This window comes from Geminocystis sp. NIES-3709, from assembly GCF_001548115.1.
GTDB lineage: Bacteria > Cyanobacteriota > Cyanobacteriia > Cyanobacteriales > Cyanobacteriaceae > Geminocystis.
Map to the genome: position 1 here is coordinate 3134564 of NZ_AP014821.1, position 18195 is coordinate 3152758.

17 protein-coding genes are annotated in these 18195 nt (G+C 34.1%); 11 read left to right on the plus strand and 6 right to left on the minus strand.

The annotated features are described in order from the left end of the window. Nucleotides 1-16 precede the first annotated feature (16 nt). Nucleotides 17-1939, minus strand: a complete 1923-nt coding sequence (locus tag GM3709_RS13360) for a transglycosylase domain-containing protein (RefSeq protein ID WP_066120135.1) — start codon at nucleotides 1937-1939, stop codon at nucleotides 17-19. 292 nt (nucleotides 1940-2231) lie between these two features. Here GM3709_RS13360 and ndhC point away from each other — a divergent pair, with 292 nt between their 5' ends. From ndhC to GM3709_RS13390, 6 genes are all read left to right on the plus strand, one after another. Next, nucleotides 2232-2594, plus strand: coding sequence for a photosynthetic/respiratory NAD(P)H-quinone oxidoreductase subunit C (gene ndhC / locus GM3709_RS13365; protein ID WP_066120138.1), 363 nt, complete (start codon nucleotides 2232-2234; stop codon nucleotides 2592-2594). Nucleotides 2595-2674: 80 nt separating this feature from the next. Beyond that, nucleotides 2675-3409, plus strand: coding sequence for a photosynthetic/respiratory NAD(P)H-quinone oxidoreductase subunit K (gene ndhK, locus GM3709_RS13370; protein ID WP_066120141.1), 735 nt, complete (start codon nucleotides 2675-2677; stop codon nucleotides 3407-3409). Between the two features lie 3 nt (nucleotides 3410-3412). Continuing rightward, nucleotides 3413-3949 carry an NAD(P)H-quinone oxidoreductase subunit J gene (locus GM3709_RS13375; protein ID WP_066120143.1) on the plus strand — a complete coding sequence of 179 codons (537 nt, stop codon included), beginning with the start codon at nucleotides 3413-3415 and terminating at the stop codon, nucleotides 3947-3949. 67 nt (nucleotides 3950-4016) lie between these two features. Then, nucleotides 4017-4283, plus strand: coding sequence for a YciI family protein (locus GM3709_RS13380; protein ID WP_066120145.1), 267 nt, complete (start codon nucleotides 4017-4019; stop codon nucleotides 4281-4283). Between the two features lie 261 nt (nucleotides 4284-4544). Next, nucleotides 4545-6161: a methionine--tRNA ligase gene (gene metG, locus GM3709_RS13385; RefSeq protein ID WP_066120147.1), complete on the plus strand. Its 1617-nt coding sequence runs from the start codon at nucleotides 4545-4547 to the stop codon at nucleotides 6159-6161. Nucleotides 6162-6339: 178 nt separating this feature from the next. Beyond that, nucleotides 6340-6951, plus strand: a complete 612-nt coding sequence (locus GM3709_RS13390; protein WP_066120149.1) for an NYN domain-containing protein — start codon at nucleotides 6340-6342, stop codon at nucleotides 6949-6951. A 102-nt stretch (nucleotides 6952-7053) separates the two neighbouring features. Here GM3709_RS13390 and GM3709_RS13395 read toward each other — a convergent pair whose 3' ends face one another. Further along, complete coding sequence (locus tag GM3709_RS13395) at nucleotides 7054-7296, minus strand: hypothetical protein (RefSeq protein ID WP_066120152.1); 243 nt, start codon at nucleotides 7294-7296, stop codon at nucleotides 7054-7056. Between the two features lie 142 nt (nucleotides 7297-7438). Next, nucleotides 7439-7609 (minus strand): hypothetical protein, encoded by a 171-nt coding sequence (locus tag GM3709_RS19860; protein ID WP_082713005.1) that lies wholly within the window; start codon nucleotides 7607-7609, stop codon nucleotides 7439-7441. A gap of 119 nt (nucleotides 7610-7728) precedes the next feature. Between GM3709_RS19860 and GM3709_RS13400 the strand changes: the two genes are divergently transcribed. Continuing rightward, nucleotides 7729-8217, plus strand: a complete 489-nt coding sequence (locus GM3709_RS13400; RefSeq protein ID WP_082713006.1) for an ISAzo13-like element transposase-related protein — start codon at nucleotides 7729-7731, stop codon at nucleotides 8215-8217. Nucleotides 8218-8389: 172 nt separating this feature from the next. On the opposite strand, the gene GM3709_RS13405 is transcribed toward GM3709_RS13400, so the two are convergent. Continuing rightward, complete coding sequence (locus tag GM3709_RS13405) at nucleotides 8390-9202, minus strand: glutathione S-transferase family protein (RefSeq protein WP_066120155.1); 813 nt, start codon at nucleotides 9200-9202, stop codon at nucleotides 8390-8392. Nucleotides 9203-9442: 240 nt separating this feature from the next. On the opposite strand from GM3709_RS13405, the gene grxC reads away from it, so the two are divergent. Together grxC and gshB are read left to right on the plus strand one after the other, a co-directional pair. Then, nucleotides 9443-9709, plus strand: coding sequence for a glutaredoxin 3 (gene grxC / locus GM3709_RS13410; protein ID WP_066120158.1), 267 nt, complete (start codon nucleotides 9443-9445; stop codon nucleotides 9707-9709). Nucleotides 9710-9766: 57 nt separating this feature from the next. Continuing rightward, nucleotides 9767-10729, plus strand: a complete 963-nt coding sequence (gene gshB, locus GM3709_RS13415) for a glutathione synthase (RefSeq protein WP_066120161.1) — start codon at nucleotides 9767-9769, stop codon at nucleotides 10727-10729. A 65-nt stretch (nucleotides 10730-10794) separates the two neighbouring features. Here the strand turns inward: gshB and GM3709_RS13420 are convergent, their stop codons facing one another. Both GM3709_RS13420 and GM3709_RS13425 read right to left on the minus strand, forming a co-directional pair. Beyond that, nucleotides 10795-12279: a UDP-N-acetylmuramoyl-L-alanyl-D-glutamate--2,6-diaminopimelate ligase gene (locus GM3709_RS13420; protein ID WP_066120164.1), complete on the minus strand. Its 1485-nt coding sequence runs from the start codon at nucleotides 12277-12279 to the stop codon at nucleotides 10795-10797. An 89-nt stretch (nucleotides 12280-12368) separates the two neighbouring features. Further along, nucleotides 12369-12626 (minus strand): glutaredoxin family protein, encoded by a 258-nt coding sequence (locus GM3709_RS13425; protein WP_066120167.1) that lies wholly within the window; start codon nucleotides 12624-12626, stop codon nucleotides 12369-12371. A 1250-nt stretch (nucleotides 12627-13876) separates the two neighbouring features. On the opposite strand from GM3709_RS13425, the gene GM3709_RS13430 reads away from it, so the two are divergent. Both GM3709_RS13430 and GM3709_RS13435 read left to right on the plus strand, forming a co-directional pair. Then, nucleotides 13877-15106 carry a PleD family two-component system response regulator gene (locus GM3709_RS13430; RefSeq protein WP_066120170.1) on the plus strand — a complete coding sequence of 410 codons (1230 nt, stop codon included), beginning with the start codon at nucleotides 13877-13879 and terminating at the stop codon, nucleotides 15104-15106. A gap of 385 nt (nucleotides 15107-15491) precedes the next feature. After that, nucleotides 15492-18143, plus strand: coding sequence for a hybrid sensor histidine kinase/response regulator (locus GM3709_RS13435; protein WP_066120173.1), 2652 nt, complete (start codon nucleotides 15492-15494; stop codon nucleotides 18141-18143). Nucleotides 18144-18195: the final 52 nt, after the last annotated feature.

Sequence of the window (18195 nt, forward strand, 5' to 3'; positions counted from 1 at the left end):
CATTAATTTAGTTAAATTAAGGCTTAGGTTTAGTAAATTCAGAAGATGAAGGAAAATATTTAACAGGTTCATTTTTTAATGCCGTATTCATAAATTGTCGCCAGATAGGTGCGGCATATCCTCCTCCTGTTACTCCCTTTCCTAAAGTACGATTGAAATCATCGTTGCCAATCCACACAGCCGTAGAGAGTTGAGGGACATAACCCACAAACCATACATCTCTTTCCCCCGATGTTGTTCCTGTTTTTCCAGCCGCCGGCCTTCCTATATTTGCATTGGTAGCTGTTCCATTTTGAATTACATTTTGTAAAGTACTATTTAAGGAAGCCGTTGCCCACTCATTTAACACTAATTTCGGATTAGGAGTATTATCTAACATTTTATTTCCCATGCTATCGGTAACTTGCATAATCATTGTAGTTTCCGATTGCCAACCATTATTTGCAAAGGTAGCGTATGCTTTAGCCATTTCCATTGGTGTAACACCGATCGGGCCTAAAGGAAGAGAAACAACGGGCTGTAAAGGGCTTTCAATGCCCAAGGTACGACAAACTTCGATTACTTTATCTAATCCCACTTTCTGCCCTAACACAACGGCTGGAATATTTAGAGAAACAGCTAAAGCGTTGGTAATACTGACATTTCCACCTCCACGGCCACCTCCATAGTTTTGAGGATAATAATATCCTCCCCCTTCTCGAAAACCTCTGGAATAGTTTGGTACACTGGAATAAGGGGTGTATTTTCCTGTGGCAAAAGCAGTGTAATAGACAAAAGGTTTAAAAGCAGATCCCGGTTGTCTTCTGGATTGTAACACCCTGTTAAATTGACTTTTTTCGTAGTCAATACCCCCTACTACCGCTTTAACAAAATGAGTACGGGGATCGATCGCCACTAGAGCAACTTGATCGGCTCTAACTCCTGAATTGCGTAAGTTACGGTGAGCATTTTTAACAATTTCTTCTGCCTGAGTTTGTAGTTTATAATCGATCGTGGTTTGAACATTTACGCCTCCCTTAGTAATGGTATCCTGCCCAAATTTTTCTATTAACTCCTGTTTAACCGCATCAGTAACGTAGGGTAATTTACTACTTTGCCATGCTCTCGGTTTACCTACTAAGATGGGAATTTTTTTGGCTTCTTCCGCTTCTTTTGGGGTAATCCATTCTATATCCACCATCCGATTAAGTACCAGTGCCTGTCTTTGTTTCGCTATATCATAATTAGCAAAAGGACTATAAACTTCTGGGGCTTGAATTATACCAGCCATCATTGCACCCTCCGCTAAATTCAAATCCTTTGCTGACTTATTAAAATAACTTTGGGCGGCGGTTTCTGCACCATAATTATTATGACCCCAATAAATATTATTGAGATACATTTCTAAAATTTCATCTTTTTCAAATACCTGCTCTACTCGTAAAGCTAATACTGCTTCTGCTAATTTACGGGAAAACTTTCTTTGATGAGAGAGAAATACATTTTTAACCAATTGCATGGTTAAGGTTGATGCACCTTCCACCACTCCACCGCTTTGAACATTAACGACTACAGCTCTCGCCACACTATGGGGATTAACCCCTTTATGACTATAAAAATTACTATCTTCGATCGCCATTACTGCTCTTTTTAATTGCGGTGATATTTCAGTTAAAGGTACTGTTGTTCTATGCTCTTCTCCATGAAAGGTTGTCAAAAGAGTACCTTTTATGTCATAAATATAGCTAGTTTGGGAAGGTACATAGTTATTCAATACTCTTACATCAGGCAAATTACGAAAACTAATTGCTAAACCAACCATTCCTCCAGCAATTGCCGATGTCGTTAATAAAGTTAAACCGAGAAAAGTTCCTCCCGCAGTTTTTGCCACTCCCACAAAAAAATTGGAGCTATGGGGTTTTTTATTCTTAGTTTGTCGTTTGATGGTGGTAGATGACACAGTGTTTAACGAGTAAGTAAATAGATAAAATTTTATTTAACTGACTTTTGATAGCAATATAACCATCTAAGTCTATATTATATTTGGTTAATCAAAAAATAACTGCGCTTGATCCTAACATAAAGCATCTATAATAAATCAAGATTATAAGTAATAACACTCAAAATCTTTTTTTAATAGGTAGGGATATACCCTTACGCAGTTGGGAATAATTAACCCTTAGTTAATTTTTACTTTCCACGATCGCAAAAACAATTATTGTTAATTACTAAAGGAGTATAACGGTTAAATTATGTTTGTTCTTAGTGGCTATGAATATTTCTTAGGTTTTTTAATTGTTAGTAGTTCAGTACCGATTCTAGCGTTAACAGCGTCTAAGTTGTTACGGCCAAAAACAGGAGGCCCTGAAAGACTTACAACCTATGAGTCTGGAATGGAACCCATCGGCGGTGCTTGGATTCAATTTAACATCCGTTACTATATGTTTGCTCTTGTGTTTGTCGTTTTTGACGTAGAAACAGTATTTCTTTATCCTTGGGCAGTAGCTTTTAATACTCTAGGATTATTAGCTTTTGTTGAAGCCCTTATCTTTATTTCTATTTTGGTGGTTGCCTTGGTTTATGCTTGGCGCAAAGGTGCTTTAGAATGGTCATAATCAATTAACAATTAATAATTAGCAATGAGTCTTTTTTGGGTCTTAAAATATAGATAATGGTATTTTCGTAAAATAAATTTATGACTAACTTTACTCCCGATTTAGCTACACTACAAAAACAAACCACAGATAAAATTCTTAATCCGATCGCCAGAAATCAAGTAACTCAAGATTTATCTGAAAATATTATCCTCACCACTGTTGATGATTTACATAACTGGGCAAGGCTTTCTAGTTTGTGGCCTCTACTTTATGGTACAGCTTGTTGTTTTATCGAATTTGCGGCTTTAATTGGTTCTAGGTTCGATTTTGATCGATTTGGGCTAGTACCTCGTTCCAGTCCTCGTCAAGCGGATTTAATCATCACTGCTGGAACAATTACTATGAAGATGGCACCGGCTTTAGTTCGTTTATATGAAGAAATGCCAGAACCTAAATATGTTATTGCGATGGGTGCTTGTACCATTACAGGAGGAATGTTTAGCAGTGACTCTACTACCGCAGTACGTGGGGTAGATAAATTAATTCCCGTTGATGTTTATATTCCCGGATGTCCTCCTCGTCCTGAAGCTATTTTCGATGCTATTATCAAGCTGAGAAAAAAAGTAGCTAATGAATCTATTCAAGAACGGGGTAGGATTCAGTCTCAAACCCATAGATATTATTCTACTACCCATAATATGAAAGCGGTTGAGCCTATTTTAACCGGCAAATATTTACAAAGCGACACGAGAAATAATCCTCCTGCGGAATTGGCGGCAGCTTTGGGATTACCTGTTTTAGAAAACACTACTACTGTTAAACAGGAGGTTTAAATCATGACAGAAGTTAATAGTACTAACGAAAATACTGAAAATATCGAGAATATTTCGATCGTTCAAGCTGGTGTTACTTCTCAATGGCTAACGGAAAATGGTTTTGATCATCAATCCTTAGAAAAAGACCACTTAGGAGTAGAATTAATCAAAGTTGAACCTGAATACTTAATTCCGATCGCCACTGCCTTATATGCTTATGGATTTAACTATCTTCAGTGTCAAGGCGCTTATGATTTAGGTGCAGGAAAAGAGTTAGTAAGTTTTTATCATCTTCTTAAAGTAGGTGATAATATTACCAATCCTGAAGAAGTGAGAATTAAGGTGTATCTTAATCGGGAAGATCCAAAAGTTTCTTCTGTTTACTGGATTTGGAAGGCGGCCGACTGGCAAGAAAGAGAAAGTTACGAAATGTATGGAATCATTTATGAAGGACATCCGAATCTCAAACGTCTCTTGATGCCTGAAGATTGGGTGGGTTGGCCTTTACGCAAGGATTATATTTCTCCTGATTTTTACGAACTTCAAGACGCATATTAATTAGGTGTTAGGTAATAGGTAATAAGTATTAATCAATTCATTATCCATTGTTAATTGTTAATTATTCATGGCTTGGTTTGTCAAAATTGAAAAAGGTATTGTTTCTAAGGAAATATTCGATCGATATGTGGAAGATCATATTATTTATGTTAATAAATTAGTTACCGATGGCTACGAAGCAAAAACAGGCTATTGGGCAGAATTGGGGGGAGGAATGATGATTTTTAAGGCAAATTCACGAGATGAGGCAGAATCGATCGTGCTTAATGATCCCCTTGTGAAAAATGGTTGTGTAGAATATGAATTGCATCAATGGCAAATTGTCGCGGGTTGAAATTGGTGAATTAAAGTTCAGATAAGTTTAGAATCTGATGAACGATATTATAAGTTTATCTATCCTTATCAGTCAATTTGAGGTTTCCTGCAATATGTCGTTAAAACCTAACCACATTAAGGATTGTAACAGTTTACTCAGACACAAATTAAGTTAACAAAAGTAAAGAAAAGATAAAGGATAAGAAAAGGTTTACAATAAATAGATTATAAAGAACTTAAATATAACTTTTTGGATCGAAATTTACAATTTAACTTTTTAATGGATAGTTTTAATAACTCTGTTTCAAAAAATTCTTTTGCTTTAACAACACCTTTATATTACGTTAACGGTCTTCCTCATATCGGTAGTGCTTATACTACCATGATTGCTGATGTCATTGCTCGTTGGCATAGGCTTTGTGGTGATGATGTTTTGTTGGTTACGGGTACTGATGAACATGGACAAAAAATTCAACGCACTGCCGAAGAATCAGGGATTGCTCCTCAACAGCACTGCGATCGAATTGCTAACAGTTTCAATAATTTATGGCAAAAACTTGATATACAACACGACAGATTTAGTCGAACTACGGCAAAAAATCATGAAGCTATAGTCAAAGAATTTTTCCAACGAGTATGGGAAGAAAATGATATATACCTTGATCAACAACAGGGGTGGTATTGTGTTGCTTGTGAGGAGTTTAAAGAAAAAAGGGAACTCTTAGAAGATAATTATTGTCCCATTCACACTAACTTAAAAGCGGAATGGCGAGACGAACAAAACTACTTCTTTCGTCTTTCTCGCTATCAAAATCAACTAGAGGAATTTTATCAGTCTAATCCAGATTTTATTCAACCAGAAACTAGGTGCAATGAGGTATTAAACTTCGTAAAACAAGGATTGCAAGATTTTTCTATATCTAGGATTAACGTTTCTTGGGGTTTTCCGATTCCGAATGATCCTAATCATACTATTTATGTTTGGTTTGATGCCCTTTTAGGTTATATTACCGCCTTATTAGAAGATGATGAAGAACCGACGATCGAAAATGCTGTAAAAAAATGGTATCCTTTTGATTTGCATCTTATCGGCAAAGATATTTTACGTTTCCATGCGGTTTATTGGCCGGCTATGCTAATGTCAGCAAAACTACCTTTACCAAAACAGGTATTTGGCCATGGATTTTTAACCAAAGATGGACAAAAAATGGGCAAGAGTTTAGGTAACACCCTTGATCCCTTTACTTTACTAGATAAGTACGGATCTGATGCCGTACGTTACTATTTTCTCAAAGAAATTGAATTTGGTAAAGATGGTGATTTCAATGAAATTCGTTTTGTGAATATTCTCAATGCAGATTTAGCAAATGATCTAGGAAATTTACTTAATCGTAGCTTAGGAATGTTAAATAAATATTGTGATGGTATTTTACCGCCTATTACGGGGAAAGATATTTCTAAGGACAATATTTCTAAACAAATTGGTGAGGCTATTAAATATCGTATTTTTGAAGGGTATAAACTTTATAAATTTAATTTAATTTGTGAAGATGCGTTAGCTTTAGTGCGTAGTTGTAATAAATTTATCGATGAAAGTGCCCCTTGGAGTTTATATAAAAAAGGAGAACAAAAAGAGGTAGAAAAAATCTTATATGTTGTATTAGAATCTGTAAGACTTTCTGCTTTTATGTTAGCTCCAGTTATTCCTAATATTAGCAATAAAATTTATCATCAGTTGGGCTATAATTTCGATTTTAATCATAAAAATCTAGGAATTAAAACTTACATCGATCGAGGTCATTTTGAGTGGGGAATTTTGCCTTTAAATCAGAATCTACCTAAACCTAGTCCAGTATTTGCTAAATTAGAATTACCAACAACGATCAGTAATCAATAATTATTAATTTATCACGAAATTATTGTTACCATAACTAATATTAGACTTTTTTTGCAAACAATTCAATTTATTAATTTTTATTTACTTTTTGAATTTTTTTTAATCTCATTTAATCTCATTTAATAAATTTTAAAAAACTTTTTTCAAATAAATTTTACTCAAATATAAGGATAAAACAATGTGGGATAATTTTGATAGTGATCCCGTTTTTCCACCCGAACAAGTCTTAGAAAACAGGGGACGAGTTGCCATTTTTATTGATGGTTCAAACCTATTTTATGCGGCTTTACAATTAGGAGTGGAAATCGATTACACTAAACTTTTATATCGTTTAACTGCCGGAGCAAAATTACTGAGGGCGTTTTTTTATACTGGAGTCGATCGTACTAACGAAAAACAACAGGGTTTCTTGCTGTGGATGAGACGTAACGGCTATCGAGTAATTGCGAAGGATTTGGTACAATTGCCTGACGGCTCAAAAAAAGCGAACTTAGATGTAGAAATTGCTGTGGATTTAATGGCTTTAGTTGGCTCTTATGATACTGCCGTGTTGGTTAGTGGTGATGGTGATTTAGCTTATGCGGTGGATGCCGTTAGTTATCGTGGTGCTCGTATCGAAGTTGTCAGTTTGCGATCGATGACCAGTGATAGTTTAATTAATGTAGCTGATCGATATATCGATTTAGATCAAATTCGGGAAGATATACAAAAAACTCGCAAATCAAATTTAACTTATGATGGTTTTTCTCCCTATCATCTTATCGAAACCCGTGATTCCCAAGATCTATGATTTCTGATAATTATATTATTGCGATCGTTCATAAAGTTAACTAAGTGCGATCGCACATGGGTATTTCTAAAAATTATTTCTATGATAAAGTTTATTAAAATGCTAATTGTTCTTTTTATAGGCTTTTGCAGAAGATCTAATCCAGATAAAAGCGGCGATCGAAAATGGTATCATTGCCGCTAAAATCCCCGTAATAAAAGCATGACTTTGGACAAAAGGTGACACGACAAAAATCAAGATAATACCAAGACAATAAACTAACCCCAAAAAGGGTAAACCGATGACTAAAAATGCGAAACGAGTATCTTTATCCACTGTGATAGCTAAATTATTTTTACGGTGCATAATTTTGATTAAACACCAATTTGATTATATCCTTCAATTTCTTCTTTTACGACTTTAGCTAGATTTCCCACCACGATCGAATTATTTGAATTTTTTTTGGCCACAACAGCACCTCATCCAATCACCGCATTACTACCAATCTTTACTTTGGGAAGAATAGTTGAACCTGCACCAACAAAACTACCCCCCCTATGGTACAATGACCGCAAATAACACAACCCGGTCCAAAGGTGACATAATCTTCTACTATGGCATCATGGCCAATAGATGCACTAGGATTAATTAATACTTGTTTGCAAAGGGTATTTAGCACCCCCCTATTATTTTAATGTCATTTTAGGAAATATTGCTTCAGCCCAAGCCAATTTAGGGAGGTGCAAAAAAAAGATATACCAGTTACAATGAATAAACAAGATTTTTGTAATTCACAAAATGGCACGTCCCAAAATAGAATTAGCACAAAAAGTACAATTTTCTCTCAAAGATGCTTCTATTAAATTAACAGGCTATAAAAAAAGAACCTTTATGGCACAAGCTACTCTTGATTATTTTGGCGGTAGCCCTAGGAAAGCTGAGACTTACATGGGATGGTCACGAAAGACAGTAGCAAAAGGGCTTGAGGAATTGAAAACAGGTATTATCTGTTGCGATAATCACTTGTGCAAAGGTAGAAAGAAAATCGAGACAAAATTTCCACAATTAGAATCGGATATTCGTTCTCTAGTAGATGATAAATCACAGGCAGATCCCAAATTTCAAACAGTACTGTGTTATACAAGAACCAGTGCCAGAGCAGTAAAACAAGCACTAATAGAGGAAAAAGGCTATCTAACAGAACAATTACCGTCTCGTCAAACAATTGGAAACATCCTCAATCGAATGGGCTATGTTTTAAAAAAACACAAAAAACAAAACCTTTGAAAAAAATACCAGAGACAGATGCTATATTTGAAAATGTTTCTGGGGCTAAAAAATCATCACAGGAAAATAAAAAATCCTTGATGTGACAATAATACCTACAGGTTAACTGGTACTTTATTTTATTGCACTTCCCTATGGTAATGGTGGGCAATGCCCACTCTACAAATTAAATTTACTCAATTTCGATCGAGGTAGGTTGACTATCACCACTACCATCGTTAAAATTACTACTACTAGACTTATCTACTGGTTGACGATATTCTGCATAAAGTCGATCGCGCCATGTAAAAAAGGGTTCATAAGCACTATTATCAGCAATACCGGGGATACCTTTACCTTCCAAATCTAAAGGCAAATCAAAATAGGCTACCGGAGGAAATTTGATAATAGTAGTTAAAGCCGCCACTGTAAAATCAGCCAAGGTTGGTTTATCACCAATTAGATAAGGTTGACTTTGTAAAATTAAAGTTAAAGCCTCTAAATCTTTTTTTAAACCTTTTTCTGCCGTTTTAAAAATATCATTACCTAAAGTAAGTCCCATACCAATAGCATTGAAAATTTCTGAAGGAAAAGCGCTAACAAAAGTTTTGAAAATATCAGGAGTATTTTTAGGTAAAAAAGAAGTCCTAAAATTAGGATAATGATTCAATGCACCCATAAAAGCCTTACGCCCTTTCAATCCTAAAGAATCATCTGCCCATTCTTCCATTAATAAACATTGTCCCCTAGAAATTCCTTCCGCAGGTATTAAAGGTTTTTCAGGGTACTTACTATCTAAATATAAAGCGATTTCGGTGGAATCAGCAATAAAAATGTCACCATCTTTTAACACAGGTACTTGTCTTTGTCCAGAAAGTTTAAACACTTCTAACTGTCCAATACCGGGGGTAACTTCAATTTTTTTATACTCTAAGCCTTTATAGTCGAGGATTAATCTAACTTTTTCTGAAAATTGGGATAATTCAAATTGATATAGTTCTAACATCAACGTAACCTCTATCTTTATAAAACTTAATAATAATACTTTAGCCTTTTTTCGTGAACATTGAATAAATAACAGAAAAGAGGAATCGAGAATAAAGAATCAATAACAGATTTAAAATTATTTACTAATAGTTGATTTCTCACAAATAATTGACGGTTTACCCTATTAATGACTTTTTTCTGACTTCCTAAGATGGTTTACAATACTGGATATTGACTAACATATTAGATAGAGAAAAGTATGAGCGCGAGAGTGGAAATTTATACTTGGAGTAGTTGTCCTTTCTGTATTCGTGCGAAAGGTTTGTTAAAACAAAAACAAGTAGATTTTATAGAATATTGTATTGATGGGGATAATCAAGCAAGAATGGAAATGTCAGAAAGAGCAAATGGGCGTACTAGCCTACCCCAGATTTTTGTGGATGATAAGCATATAGGGGGGTGCGATGATTTATATGAGATTAACGCTACAGGAGAATTAGATAAATTATTACAAGGAATTAGTTAACCCATTGAAAAACTCTTTGTGTCTTTGCGGGAGAAATAACCTTAACCAAAAAATAAGATGAAAATTGCATTTATTATAGATCCGATCGAGAAATTAGATCCTACTCATGATAGTAGTGTTGCCATGATGGAAGCGGCGCAAAATTTAGGTCATGAAGTTTATATTACTACTATTAATCAGTTAAGTGTCGTTAGTGGTAAAGCCTACGGATATTTGGAAGAAATAAAGATTAAACCAGTGAAATTAGTAGATAATCACTGGCAAGTAGATGATAACTGGTATTTTTTAGAAAAATCAGCTTTTTTACCCTTAGAATCTTGTGATGCCGTGTTTATGCGCAAAGATCCACCAGTAAACACTCCTTATCTTTATGCTACTTATATTTTAGACTTGATCGATCCTCAGAAAACAAGAGTTCTTAATTCACCTCAAGGGATTCGTGGAGCAAATGAAAAAATGTATGCGTTACAATTCTCTACTGTCATTCCTAGTACCATAGTTACTCAGAGTAAATCTGTTATTGCCGAATTTTTAGAGGAAAAAGAAGCGGTAATCCTCAAACCTTTAGGGGGAAAAGCAGGAGAAGGTATTTTATTCTTACAACAAGGTGATCGCAATTTTAACTCTTTAATCGAAATCAGTACAAAACAAGGACAAGAACCGATAATGGTACAGGAGTATTTACCATCTGCCAAAGAAGGTGATAAAAGAATTATTTTATTAGATGGTAAACCCATTGGTGCAGTTAATCGAATTCCTACAGGTAAGGAGTTTCGAGGAAATATGGCAGTGGGAGGTAGAGTTGCAGTAACGGAAATAACGGAAAGAGAATTGACAATTTGTGAAACTCTTGCCCCTAAATTAAAAGAAGATGGTTTATTCTTTGTGGGAATCGATGTTATTGGTGGTTATTTAACGGAAGTAAATGTTACTAGCCCCACAGGAATTAGAGAGATCGATCGACTAAATAATGTTAATTTAGGAGAAACAATTATTAACGCTCTTATAAATAGTTATTAATTCCTAACTCCTAACTCCTAACTCCTAACTCCTACCCTCATCAAAAGACTATGAGACAATTCCATTTATAAGGATTGTAAAACTTTACGGGCTTCTTCTCGATCGTCAAAATGGATTTTTTCTGTCCCTAAAATCTGATAGTCTTCATGTCCTTTCCCTGCAATTAATACTCCATCGCCTTCTTGTGCCATTTCGATGGCATTTTTTATGGCTAAGGCACGATCGACTTGTACAATGGGTTTTATATCATGGGGAATCCCTGCCAAAACGTCTGCCAAAATTTGCTCAGGGTTTTCTGTACGAGGATTATCCGATGTCACCACAGCAATATCCGCTAATTCGGCGGCAATTTTACCCATAATAGGGCGTTTTGTGCGATCTCGATCGCCTCCACAACCAAATACACAAATCATTTTACCAGTAATAAAAGGACGTGACGCTTTGAGAAGATTCTCTAAACTGTCAGGAGTGTGGGCATAATCCACAATGACACTAATATTTTGCTCTGGTTTTGCTTGTACCCTTTCCATACGTCCCGGTACACCGATAAAATTAGGCAAACTAGCGGTAATTATTTCTAAACTTATTCCTAATTTTAAAACAGCCCCAACACTAGCTAATAAGTTGGCTAGGTTAAATTGTCCCACCAAAGGAGAGGTAAATTCGATCGAACCTTGAGGAGTATGCAATAAACCCTTAACCCCATCAGCTTGATAGGTTAAATCACTGGTATATAAATCCGCCTCGGAATTACTAACGCTATAAGTCCAGACTTGCTCAGATTTAAGGGAATTAATCAATTTTTGACCATAAAGATCATCATAGTTGACGATCGCTGTTCCTTGCAAATAATCAGGGCTAAATAACAAGGCTTTGGCGGAAAAATAATCATCCATATCTTTATGATAGTCAAGATGATCTTGAGTCAAATTAGTAAATACAGCTACATCAAAATTGCAACCTTTAACCCGTTTTTGGGCTAAAGCATGGGAGCTTACTTCCATCACTGCATATTCATTTCCTGCCGTCACCGCTTCTGCTAATTGATGTTGTAAATCCACAGAAAAAGGTGTTGTATGGGTAGCTGTTTTTTGATAACCTTGCCAACGGGCGTATAAAGTACCGAATAAAGCCGTTGTTTTTTGAGCTTGATGTAAGAAAAATTCGATTAAATGAGTCGTTGTCGTTTTGCCATTTGTACCTGTAACTCCTACCATCTTTAAAGACTGAGTGGGATAATTATAATATTTACAGGCAATATCAGCACAAACACTAATTATATCATCGGAAATAATAACGCAATCTTGAGGAGTGGGAAGAATTTTTTTTGATGCCTCAGTACTAATTATAGCGGCGATCGCACCTTCTTTTAATGCACTTTGCCAAAATTCCCCACCATCAACTCTTGTACCCGGCATACCGATAAAAACATCCCCGGTAGTACAAGCATGGGAATTAGTAGTAATACCTTTTACTTCTTGATGTAAATTATCATGATCAGGAATAGACTGGATATTTGGTAAATCTGACAATAGTTGATGTAATAACATAATATTTACTCCTCAATCAATAGTTAAATTGGTGGTTTTATCATTGATCTCAGACTTTGAGAATAAGTCTAAGATTGATTATCAATAAGTTATAACAAATATTTCTGTAAAATTTTTGTCAATTGTCCCACAGAAATGCGAGGGGAGACACGGGGGATCAAGAATTTTTGGTTTTCTTTTACAATAAACAAAACAGGAATTTCATACTGATATAATTCCCACCATTGATTATTCGTGCTAATATCTCTAATTTCAATATCTAATGAGATGTCAGTAACTGAGTTTAACTTTTCTTCTAACCCTTCGCACAAATGACATCCGGGTTTACTATATAAAATGAGTTTCATTATCAATTTTTAGGATATGTAACTAACGTTTAGATTTAAAATTAACGGAAAATCAGGAAAAAGGTTAAGAATAAAAAAAATAATCAGTATATAGCAATATTATCTGAGTTGTAAGAAAAAACTTAATTAAAAATGTAAGAGGCAACAAATAACAGTTTCATAAATTTTTATTAATATTAAACTATGCAAGTTAAATGGGTTTTAGCTTATTTTTAATGGCTCTTCCACAGTAGTTATGATAAATTACTAGAAAATAATCGATAGAAACTTTAATCTATCTAGTTTTAAGCATTTAAAAAATGCCATTGTTTGTTATCAATTAACAGTTTTAATTTAACCTAATACCTACCACCTAACACCTTTTTTCGGAATAATTTATCACGACGAGAAGTAAGAGCTCTTTTTTAATTTATAACCAAATAATAGATTAAACCATATTAGATTGTAATTTTTATATTGATTCTTTAATACTAATTATTCCTTATAAAAAGTTGATTAAATAGTAATTTATTGCAATAAATCTATTATCATATGGTTTTTTTTTAATATGAAAATGGTTATATCATTAGAAACGATTAATTAATTTTTAAGAAAAAATAAGTTATAAAAATAAAAGTTAACATTATTTGATTAATATTGCTAAAAGTTTTAGACTAAATATATAAAGAGAAGTTTAATTGGAAATTTTTTGACCTTAATAAAATACTGTCTAATGTTAAATACAGAGAAGGTTAAGGCTAAAATCAATTTAATTTTTTTCTTTAAATTTTTGTAAAATTAACTTTGTTAGGAGTATTAATCTTTATTAAACTTTGGCAAACTCAAACCTATCTAAAGTTACTGATAAATATAACTAAGAGGCAAAAGGTAAAAAATTAAAAGTTTGAGGAAGTTTTTAATAATTATAGGATATACAAGTTAAAAGAGGTTTAACTTAGCGGTACTTAGAAAAATTTTGGTGCAAAAATAGCTTCAAATACAGTCAGAGTAAGGGATTTAGGTAAAAGCCATAAAAACGACTGAAACTCTTGGTATAAAAGGAAAAGTTATCGTGCGCTCTGCGTGCCTTTGGCATCGATGTAAAATCTTTGATTTATAACGATTTGAGACTCATCGTTTAATATTTTTAGTTTAAGTACCGTTAGTTATAAATATTTGCGTCCATAAAAACATGACAATTAATTTTTGAAAAATATATTTAATTGATTGATTCCTTTCAGCGTTGCTTAATCATTTTTTGAGGGTTTACTATGAATATACTATCCGCCCAACTTATTACTTATCTTCAACAAGAGTTAAATCGTTTATATGAGCAAAAAGCCACTGGTGAGTTAATACTAAGTCATGGCAACATTTCTACTACCATTTTTTTATTGGCGGGGAGACTACAATATATAACAGACGGAATGTATCGAGTTAGACGTTGGCAACGTTGTATTTCAGTTCATTGTCCTGATTGGACTCCTCCCACTACTATAGTAAATAGTCAGCTTTGGGAGTATGATTTTTTATATCAAGGACTTAGTCAAAAAGAAATCACTCTTAATCAAGCAAAATCGGTAATTAAAGCCGTTGCTGAAGAATGTTTATCAGAATTAGCTTTAGTACCGCAAATTAAGGCAGAATGGGTTGATCACGATCGAGTTAAGTCAACATTTTCATATTTTTTGAGTTTATCATTACCTGAAATTCATCCTGTGTTAACAGAAATAGATAAACTTCATCAACAATGGCATAAAAATGGTTTAGATAAATTACGACCTAGTTTAGCACCAAATTTACTAGAAAAAGGAAAAATAACCATTAATAATGTTGCTCAACAAAAGTATTTGAATGGTAAATTTACTATCTGGGATATTGCGTTAAAGTTAAAACAACCGATGCCCAAAGTTGCTCATTCTTTAATTACTTGGCAAGAAAAAGGTTTAATTGAATTTAAAAAAATCGATGATTTACCTACTCCCGTTCAAGTAGTTCAACAGAAAAAAGAATCACATACAACACAAAAATTACCAGCAGTAAATTCTATTGAAATCGAGTCAAATCTTGATACATTTGATGAGTCTAATAATTCAGAAAAACCCTACTTAATTGCGTGTATTGATGACAGTGCGATCGTTATTCATAATTTAAGAACAATTCTTGTACCGGCAGGATTTCAAGTATTAAGTATTAATGAACCGATGGCTGGTTTTGGTAAACTTATTGAGCATAAACCGGACTTAATTTTATTAGATCTGAATATGCCTAATGCTAATGGTTATAGTATCTGTAAATTTTTACGAGAAACTCCTGTTTTTGTTGATACACCAATCATTATTTTAACCGCACAAGATAGTAGTATCGATCGTACTAGAGCTAAATTAGTCGGTGCTAATGATTTTATAAATAAACCTCCAGAAGCTCAAGCTCTAGTTGCTTTAATCCATCGTTATTTAAAGTTAAGTAAAAAAAATCTAAAGAATTTAGCTACAGCATAAATGGAGATCTGCTTAAATTCTTTTAACAACTTGTAAATTTAAAGTTCCTTCTTTGAAAAAGTCTTAAAATCATGACAATGTGAGGAACTTATTTTATATTTTTGTTTAAAATTTACCTGTTAATTGTTAAGAGATAATAACTTATTTAAGAAACATTAAATTTATGTTCTATTTATGGGAAAAAGCTCTAATATATAAATAGATGAAAAGAGTTAAATCTGTTTATTTACAATTTCAATTAAAAGTAATAACCCTAAAGAAAAAGAGAGGAAAATAAAAAATAAATCTCTTATTAAAAATTAATAAAAAAAACTGATTTCTAGTTTTTAATAATTGAGCAACAAAAAATTATTAATTAACCTTATTTTGTCATGAGAGAATTACCATGATTGAAGATGAAGAACTGAGAGAAATATATAAGGTTTCGGGTGCGGAACATATTCAAAACTTAGAAACAGGATTATTAACCTTAGAAAAAGATCCCCACAATACAGAGTTATTGGCAACTTTATTAAGAGAAGCTCATAGTCTAAAAGGAGATTCGAGAGTAATTGGAATCAAATCTGTAGAAACCATATCCCATCGTCTTGAAGAATTAATGGGACGACTTAAAAATGGTCAACTTGACTGGTCAAATGCACTAGGAGAGAAAATGTATAGTACTGTAGGAGCTTTAGGAAAATTAGTCCATGAAGCTGTTACCGATGCACCCAGTGGTATTGATCCTAATCAATTAATTAATCGTTTGAGCGAGTTTTTACTAGACAAACCCTTAGTTAATGTATCCTCATCCAATCATGAGAATGGCGATGGCGATCGAAATAGTAATGATCATCCTCTGCTATTAATTGAAGATGAAGATTTACGAGAAATTTACCAAATTTCTAGCCAAGAACATTTAGAACAACTGCGATTACAGTTAAAATTCTTACAACAAAATCCTGATGATCAAGATTCTTTAGAAAAATTATTGAAAGAGTTAGAAAGTTTTGAAGTTGATTCTAATGTTGTCGGACAGGATTCTATTGAAACTTTAATCCATAAAGTCAAAAAACTTGGTGAAACCCTCAAAACAGCTAAATTATCTTTTCCTCAAGTTGCACCATTTCTTACTAAAGGGATAAATGCGATCGGATCTTTAGTAAATGAAGCCACAACAGGAGAAGTTGCATCACTTAATTATGCACAAATATTAGGAGATTTGGAAAATGTAGGAATAATTGATGACACCACTAATAATAAGACAGATTCTTCAACAAAAGTGGTTAAAGATATTGATGGCATTCCTCACAGAAGAAAAGAAGATCTTGGTATTCAGGATACTATTAGAGTTCCCATGCGTTATTTAGACGCTTTGATGACTCATACAGGAGAGTTAACCGTCACCAAAACCCGTCTTGCCCATACGGGGGAAAAAATTAGAGATTTAATTTATATATGGAATGATTGGAAAACTCGTAAAAATACTAACTCGGCTTTAAGAACAAAAGTTACGGAAGAAAAACTAGATGAAATCATACATTATCTTCATAGTAGCGTTTCTGAAAATAATACCCGTTTAGACTTAATTTCACGAGAATTGGACGAAAAAATTCGTACCCTCCGTTTATTACCTCTTTCGACTATTTTCCTTCTTTTTCCTCGTTTAGTGAGAGATTTAGCAAAAGAACAAGGAAAACAAGTTGATTTTGTGATGGAAGGAGGAGAAATTGCCGTTGATAAGCAAATTTTAGAGGAGATGAAAGACCCTTTATTACACTTATTACGCAATGCCGTAGATCATGCCATTGAAACTACTCAAGAAAGAAAACAAGCCAACAAAGATCCGATCGGGAAAATTTGGCTTAAAGCTACTCGTAGTGGAGAGAGTATTGTTTTAGAAATTGGAGATGATGGCAGAGGATTAGATACAGAAAAAATTAAACAGACGGCGATTAAACGTAAACTTTATCGTGCTGAAGATTTAGCCCTTATGGGTGCGAATCAATTACGATCGCTGATATTTTTACCCGGATTCTCTACTCGCAACTTTGTCACCGAAATATCAGGGCGTGGTGTTGGTTTAGACGTGGTGCGAACTAATATTGAGAAATTGAAAGGTAACATTACCATAGATTCCAACCCCAATAAAGGATCCGTCTTTCGGATTCAGTTACGCAGTACGGTAGCTACCCTTAATGTCATGTTATTTGAAGTACGGGGATTAATCCATGCTCTTCCTTTAGAGTCAATCTCCAAAACATTATTAATCAGTCATGAGGATATTTATTCTCTGGAAGGAAAAACCACCATCACCGTTGATGAGAAACCCGTTACCCTTGTCAAAATGGCAGATTTATTAGAGTTACCGAACCTCAACCTTCCTACGGTACAAAAACAGCGACAAAGACAAGAAAAAACCTTTACTCCTGCCATATTGTTAGCGGTAGAAGGACAAAATCTCGCCTTTGAAGTAGAAAGATTGATTGAAGTATTAGACGTAGTAATTAAACCTCAAACTAAACTTTTAAAACGAGTTCGTAATGTAGTGGGGGCGACGATTCTAGGCACAGGGGATGTATGTATGATCCTTAATCCTAATGATCTAATGAAATCCGTTAATAAAGTTCATCACACCGTAATGGCTTTAGAGCAAAGTGATTTAGAAGATGAGCAAGGAAGTTTCCAAAAACCCGTCATTCTTTTAACAGAAGATTCGATCGCCGTGCGTACCCAAGAAAAACGGATTCTCGAAAAAGCTGGTTATGAAGTTGTGATTGCTGTTGATGGTATGGACGGCTACAACAAACTACGCAATAGTGGTAGAAATTTTGATGCCATTATCTCTGATGTAGAAATGCCTAACATGAACGGTTTAGAGTTTACTGCTAAAGTACGTCAGCACCCTGAGTATAAAGAATTACCGATTATTCTTGTTACTTCTCTTGCCAAAGAAGAAGATAAACGCAAAGGCGCACAAGCGGGGGCAAATGCTTACATCATTAAAGATCAATTCAATCAAGAATTATTGATCGAAACCCTCGATCGATTGGTGTAACTTCTTAAAAATTTATCAAAACTATAAAGGGTTAAAACCCACATTACAAAAT

What these genes read in the sequence shown, in the direction of transcription:
- ndhC (WP_066120138.1), top strand. Translation starts at nt 2,232, where the DNA reads ATGTTTGTTCTTAGTGGCTATGAATATTTCTTAGGTTTTTTAATTGTT.
- ndhK (WP_066120141.1), top strand. Translation starts at nt 2,675, where the DNA reads ATGACTAACTTTACTCCCGATTTAGCTACACTACAAAAACAAACCACA.
- GM3709_RS13375 (WP_066120143.1), top strand. Translation starts at nt 3,413, where the DNA reads ATGACAGAAGTTAATAGTACTAACGAAAATACTGAAAATATCGAGAAT.
- GM3709_RS13380 (WP_066120145.1), top strand. Translation starts at nt 4,017, where the DNA reads ATGGCTTGGTTTGTCAAAATTGAAAAAGGTATTGTTTCTAAGGAAATA.
- metG (WP_066120147.1), top strand. Translation starts at nt 4,545, where the DNA reads ATGGATAGTTTTAATAACTCTGTTTCAAAAAATTCTTTTGCTTTAACA.
- GM3709_RS13390 (WP_066120149.1), top strand. Translation starts at nt 6,340, where the DNA reads ATGTGGGATAATTTTGATAGTGATCCCGTTTTTCCACCCGAACAAGTC.
- GM3709_RS13395 (WP_066120152.1), bottom strand. Translation starts at nt 7,296, where the DNA reads ATGCACCGTAAAAATAATTTAGCTATCACAGTGGATAAAGATACTCGT.
- GM3709_RS13400 (WP_082713006.1), top strand. Translation starts at nt 7,729, where the DNA reads ATGGCACGTCCCAAAATAGAATTAGCACAAAAAGTACAATTTTCTCTC.
- GM3709_RS13405 (WP_066120155.1), bottom strand. Translation starts at nt 9,202, where the DNA reads ATGTTAGAACTATATCAATTTGAATTATCCCAATTTTCAGAAAAAGTT.
- grxC (WP_066120158.1), top strand. Translation starts at nt 9,443, where the DNA reads ATGAGCGCGAGAGTGGAAATTTATACTTGGAGTAGTTGTCCTTTCTGT.
- gshB (WP_066120161.1), top strand. Translation starts at nt 9,767, where the DNA reads ATGAAAATTGCATTTATTATAGATCCGATCGAGAAATTAGATCCTACT.
- GM3709_RS13420 (WP_066120164.1), bottom strand. Translation starts at nt 12,279, where the DNA reads ATGTTATTACATCAACTATTGTCAGATTTACCAAATATCCAGTCTATT.
- GM3709_RS13425 (WP_066120167.1), bottom strand. Translation starts at nt 12,626, where the DNA reads ATGAAACTCATTTTATATAGTAAACCCGGATGTCATTTGTGCGAAGGG.
- GM3709_RS13430 (WP_066120170.1), top strand. Translation starts at nt 13,877, where the DNA reads ATGAATATACTATCCGCCCAACTTATTACTTATCTTCAACAAGAGTTA.
- GM3709_RS13435 (WP_066120173.1), top strand. Translation starts at nt 15,492, where the DNA reads ATGATTGAAGATGAAGAACTGAGAGAAATATATAAGGTTTCGGGTGCG.